Here is a 4,747-nt window from a genome sequence, read left to right as displayed (position 1 = left end):
GGGGGGCGGGGGTGGGGGGGGGGGGGCGGGGGGGGCGTGTTCCCGGTGCCCCCCCCCCCCCCGCCCGCCCGCCGCATGTTTGGGCGACCCCCGCCGGGGGGGAGAGCGGGGGCCGCCTAACGGTCCGGCTCCGGGGGGGTAGAGCCGGTCCGTTTTCCCAGGAAAGTCTCGTGAGATCGGCGGAGCCGTTAGCAAGGCCGGTCTATAGGGGAGGCAAACTCGTTGTCTCCCAGTCTAAGCAGATACAACATATGCTGCCCGACCGCCGCCAGTTCCGTCGAGTCGCAAAGTCGCCCGGAGGGCGGGTGTTTATCCCCATCTGTCGATGCCGGCCCCCTCTTGGTCCTCGTGCCAGGCGGCGGAACGGGGACCACTGGGGTCGTCCCCACCCATACGGAGTGCAACGGGACGGAAGTCGGAGCGTACCGGAGAACCAAAGATTTTTCCGGCCGAGCACCCGATCGGCGGCCAAAAAGAAACGGTCACACTGCGTGATCGCTTTGGCGGGCGGACCTTTGGTTGCGGATAGCCCGAAATTGCGTGTTTCGCCCCTTATCGGCAGAAGAAGGCGGACAGGCCGCCGCGGCGGGCGGGGGTCACGGGCCGCCCGGACTTCCGAAAAGGGGCTTGTCAACTGGGCAGATGAGGCGTAGACAGGATCTACGGACCACGCGTCCGGGCACGGCAGCCGGGCACCCACGCGCGACCAGCCGCGGGAGGCGCGCCGAGACGGGCTTGACCCGATCCGGCGATAGTGAGGTGCACGCTTGGTAACCCGGTGTGACGTGATCGGCGACGGCGCTCCCTGGCGAGCGCCGTTCGCTGTGTCCGACACCGCACTCCGCCTGCCCGCCGAAGCAGCCGAAGCCGCCGCCCGAGCCGCCGCCCGAGCCGCCGCTTAGGCCGTCAGTCGCCCCGCACGTCCAGGCCGAGGGCCGTCGCGAGCACCACCGCCTGGTACGGGTCGATCACCGCCCCCTTCAGCTCGACGGTGTGCGGATCGATCGACGAGATGTCGCTCCCGCGCAGGTCGCAGCGCGAGAGATCGGCCTGGTGCAGCCAGGCGCCCGACAGGTCCAGCCCGCGGAGCGTGGCGCCGGCGCACCGCGCGCCGGTGAGGTCCGCCTCGCGCAACCGGACGTCGGTGAACGACGCGCGCCGCAGGTCGGCGCCGGGCAGCCCGGTGAACGACCAGTCCCCGCCGGTGACCTTCATCAGGTCGTGCGTGCAGCCGTCGAACATCCCGCCGACGACCTTGCAGCCGGCGAAGGTCGCGTCGAAGAAGCCGCAGCGGACGAACGTGCAGTTCAGGAACGCCGCGTCGGTGTGCGTGGACGCGTTGAACCGGACGCCGCGGAAGGTGCACTCAGTGAACACCGCGCCGGTGCCCGCCGCCTCCGTCATGTCGACGTCCACGAACAGGACGCGCTCATGCCGCTCACCGGTCAGGTCGCGCGAGTCCCAGTCGGCGGACGCGATGGTGGTCTCGGTGGGCGCCGCCGCGCGCCCGTCCTTCCGTTCGGCCATGGGGACAGCATGGACCTCCCCACCGACGGAACAGCGGGCCGCCCACGACACAACGGCCCCGGGTGGAACAGCCGCCACAGCGGAACAGCGGCGAGAGCCGGTGCGATCAGCCGCGCATGAAGGCTTCGCAGATGGCCTGCGAGTCACGGGCGGCCGCGGCGACCGCCGCCGAGCAGTGCACGAGCCACTGCGCGACACCCTCCGACGTCCCCGACGCATAGGCGCGGAGGGCTTCGGCATAGTCGTCGGCGAGTTCGGCATGACCGACCTCCGGCGCGACCAAGGATTTCGGGTCGAGGCCGCGGGCGACGAGCGTGATGCGCTGCGCGGCGCGGGCGATGATGCCGTCGCCCCAGCCGAAGGGCCGCAGCGTCAGAAGCTCGCCGTGCACAATGGCGGCGACCACGAGCGCGGGCGCCTTGGTGGGCTCGGTGAGAAGCCCGCTGAGCGCGTCCAGGCGCGCCGCCACCTCCGCCGGGGACGGCGGGTCGCCCAGCCCGAGGACGTCCTTCACCGGCTGGTCGTCGGCGCGGGGACGTCCGAGGTCGGCGCTGTCGACGGCGTCCGCCGCGGCCAGCACGTGCAGCCGCGCGAGGACCTGGCGGGGCGCCTGCCGCCACGTCTCGGCGAGCGTGCCGAGTTCCGCCGACACCCGCAGCGCCCCCTGGACGACCGGGTCCGTGGGGTTCTCCGTGGTGCGCAGGTCCTCAAGTGTGACCGAGGCGCCTTCCAGCACGGCGGACGCGCGCGCGCCGCGCAGCGCCGACTCCGTGGACACGTCGGCGCTGCGGCGCCGCAGGATGCGGTGGCCGAGCAGCCGGTCCACGGCGGAGCGCGCGTCGGCGACGGCCTCCGCGACGCCGGGCAGGTTCGCTATCTGAGCAAGGGCATCGGTCACGGCCCGACCCTATGCGGTCGCCGGTGCCGCTCGCGCAACCCCCTGCGTGCGCGTAGAACGGAGGCGGTTCCCGCGCCGCGGCACTGGGAAGGCAAGGTGTGTCGGGCATCACAGCACCATCCGGAGCCGTGAGCGCCGGTCGCGCTCTTCCTCGACACTCGGGAATGCGGCCTTGTGGGGGCGGGACCTTCCTGGTGAAGTGGGGATACCGGGCGACCCCCGTTCAGCTAGCAAGGAGTGAGTACGCGTTGAGCCAGAGCCAAGAGACACTGTCGAACCTTCTGCAGGAGACGCGGAGCTTCCCCCCGCCCGCCGAGCTCGCCGCAGCGGCGAACGTCAAGGCCGAGGCGTACGACGAGGCCGCCGCCGACCGCCTGGGCTACTGGGCGGAGCAGGCCGACCGGCTGACCTGGTCCAAGCGCTGGGACGAGATCCTGGACTGGAGCAACCCGCCGTTCGCCAAGTGGTTCGTGGGCGGTGAGCTGAACGCCGCCTACAACTGCGTCGACCGCCACGTCGAGGCCGGCCTGGGCGCGAAGATCGCCTACCACTGGGAGGGCGAGCCCGGGGACACCCGCACCCTCACCTACGCCGACCTGCAGCGCGAGGTGAACAAGACCGCGAACGCGCTGCTGGAGCTGGGCGTCCGCAAGGGCGACCGGGTGGCGATCTACCTGCCGATGATCCCGGAGCTGCCGATCTCGATGCTCGCGTGCGCGCGGATCGGCGCCACCCACTCGGTGGTGTTCGGCGGCTTCTCCTCCGAGGCGCTGCGCACCCGCATCGACGACGCGCAGGCCAAGCTCGTCATCACCGCCGACGGCGGGTACCGGCGCGGCAAGCCGTCCGCGCTGAAGCCGACCGTGGACGAGGCGGTCGCGCAGACCCCGACGATCGAGCACGTCCTGGTGGTCCGCCGCACCGGCGAGGAGGTCGCCGAGAACGAGCGCGACGTCTGGTGGCAGGACCTGGTGGAGCGGCAGAGCGACCAGCACACCGCCGAGCCCATGGACGCCGAGCACCCGCTGTTCATCCTGTACACGTCCGGCACGACGGGGAAGCCGAAGGGCATCCTGCACACCACGGGCGGATACCTGACGCACGTGTCCTACACCCACAACGCGGTGTTCGACCTGAAGCCGGAGACGGACGTCTACTGGTGCTCGGCCGACATCGGCTGGGTGACGGGCCACTCCTACATCGTGTACGGGCCGCTCGCCAACGGCGCGACCAGCGTGATGTACGAGGGGACGCCGGACACGCCCAACAAGGGCCGCTGGTGGGACGTCATCCAGAAGTACAAGGTGTCGATCTTCTACACGGCGCCCACGGCGATCCGCACGTTCATGAAGTGGGGCGACGACATCCCGGCGCAGTACGACCTGTCGTCGCTGCGCGTGCTCGGGTCGGTCGGCGAGCCCATCAACCCGGAGGCGTACGTCTGGTACCGGGAGAACATCGGCGCGGGCCGGACGCCGGTGGTCGACACGTGGTGGCAGACCGAGACCGGCGGCATCATGATCAGCCCGCTGCCGGGCGTGACGGCGGCCAAGCCGGGCGCGGCGATGCGCCCGCTGCCGGGCGTCTCCGCTGAGGTGGTGGACGACCAGGGCGAGCCGGTGCCGAACGGCGGCGGCGGGTTCCTGGTGCTCACCGAGCCGTGGCCGGGCATGCTGCGGACGATCTGGGGCGACGACGAGCGGTACGTCAAGACGTACTGGTCGCGCTTCGAGGGCAAGTACTTCGCCGGTGACGGCGCGAAGAAGGACGAGGACGGCGACATCTGGCTGCTCGGCCGCGTCGACGACGTGATGCTGGTGTCCGGGCACAACATCTCCACCACGGAGGTGGAGTCGGCGCTGGTGTCGCATCCGAAGGTGGCGGAGGCCGCGGTCGTCGGCGCGACGGACCCGGTGACCGGGCAGGCGATCGTGTCGTTCGTGATCCCGCGCGGCAGCGCCGGCGAGGAGGTCGAGGGCGCCGAGTTCCTGGCCGAGCTGCGCGACCATGTCGCCAGGACGCTCGGCCCGATCGCCAAGCCGCGGCAGATCATGATGGTGCCGGAGCTGCCGAAGACCCGGTCCGGCAAGATCATGCGGCGGCTGCTGCGGGACGTGGCGGAGAACCGCAGCATCGGCGACGTCTCGACGCTCGCCGACAGCACGGTGATGGACCTGATCTCCGAGAAGCTGCCGAGCGCGAAGACCGAGGACTGACCGGCGCCCGGAGCAAAGCGCCGGCGGGGCGGAGCCCCGGCGGGGCGGAAGGCGACGGCCGGTCGTCCTTGCTTCGGCGGAACCGGTGGAACGGCCCGGGGACCGG

Annotated in this window: 3 protein-coding genes; 1 reads left to right on the top strand and 2 read right to left on the bottom strand. The window is 71.4% G+C overall.

What is annotated here, in order from left to right; all coding sequences use genetic code 11:
• Nucleotides 1-906: 906 nt before the first annotated feature.
• Both ABZ914_RS22750 and ABZ914_RS22745 read right to left on the bottom strand, forming a co-directional pair.
• Nucleotides 907-1,527 carry a pentapeptide repeat-containing protein gene (locus tag ABZ914_RS22750; RefSeq protein WP_190856059.1) on the bottom strand — a complete coding sequence of 207 codons (621 nt, stop codon included), beginning with the start codon at nt 1,525-1,527 and terminating at the stop codon, nt 907-909.
• A 106-nt stretch (nt 1,528-1,633) separates the two neighbouring features.
• Nucleotides 1,634-2,425: a Fic family protein gene (locus ABZ914_RS22745; protein ID WP_500195444.1), complete on the bottom strand. Its 792-nt coding sequence runs from the start codon at nt 2,423-2,425 to the stop codon at nt 1,634-1,636.
• A 248-nt stretch (nt 2,426-2,673) separates the two neighbouring features.
• On the opposite strand from ABZ914_RS22745, the gene acs reads away from it, so the two are divergent.
• Entirely contained in the window at nt 2,674-4,641 is a 1,968-nt protein-coding gene (acs, locus tag ABZ914_RS22740) for an acetate--CoA ligase (RefSeq protein ID WP_500195442.1), read from the top strand.
• The last annotated feature ends 106 nt before the right edge of the window (nt 4,642-4,747 follow it).

Source organism: Spirillospora sp. NPDC046719 (assembly GCF_040645715.1).
Taxonomy (GTDB): Bacteria; Actinomycetota; Actinomycetes; order Streptosporangiales; family Streptosporangiaceae; genus Spirillospora.
This window is presented reverse-complemented; position numbering and strand designations above follow the sequence as displayed.

Coding starts and splice junctions, on each gene's coding strand:
- ABZ914_RS22750 (WP_190856059.1), bottom strand. CDS start 1,527: ATGGCCGAACGGAAGGACGGGCGCGCGGCGGCGCCCACCGAGACCACC.